Origin of the sequence: Limosilactobacillus coleohominis (assembly GCF_016901675.1) — a bacterium.
Classification (GTDB): Bacteria; Bacillota; Bacilli; order Lactobacillales; family Lactobacillaceae; genus Limosilactobacillus; species Limosilactobacillus intestinavium.
Window position 1 is genome coordinate 1 of sequence record NZ_JACJKU010000174.1, and the last position, 754, is coordinate 754.

1 protein-coding gene is annotated in these 754 nt (G+C 36.9%); it reads left to right on the forward strand.

All coding sequences use genetic code 11. From position 1 onward, the window contains the following. Window positions 1-323: 323 nt before the first annotated feature. A partial coding sequence (locus H5975_RS09180) for a transposase (protein WP_204785631.1) occupies window positions 324-754 on the forward strand: 431 nt, incomplete at its 3' end.

The window sequence follows — 754 nt, forward strand, 5'->3', positions numbered from 1 at the left end:
TATTCCACGGAAGTCACTTCACTACCGCACACCACTTGAAGTATTCCTAAGTCACGTCACAGATGAACAGCTTTCAACATTTTTCTAATTTAAATTGACATTTCGGGATAAATTTATTCGGCTAATTAAATATCGAGTCTATGAATTCACTTTAATCTATCCGGATAATATCTGCCCTGAGTGTCATCAGCGTCAACTAGTAAAATTTGGATTTTCAGAAGTTAACACTAAATTTACCGCTGATAACGCTAGTCATCCAGTATCATAAACAAAGATTGCGATGCAAAAATTGCCAGCATACTCAACTGGCGCAGTCGCCAATTGTGCAAAAATATTGTCATATTGCGAACAAAGTTCGCAACAAAGTGATTATGAGCTTACAAGATGATTGTACTTTAGATTGCATTGCCAACGATAACAACATTTCACCAAGTACGGTCAATCGCTATTTAGACCAAAGTCGCGCCATTGCCTCACTCATCAAGCAAGAATTACCCATTAATATGGCCTTAGGTGAATTTCGGGGAGTTAATCAACAGCTACATTTTATTTGTATTGACAATGATGGCAATCATAAGATTCAAGCGATCCTACCGGATCGTTATAAACGTACGATTGAAAACTATTTTCTAAGCTTTCCTATACAAGAACGAGCACGGGTGAAGACCATCTCAATGGATTTGAATAGCTACTATAAAGAAATTGCTAGACGCTTATTCCCGAATACCCAAATTATCATTGATAGATTTCATAT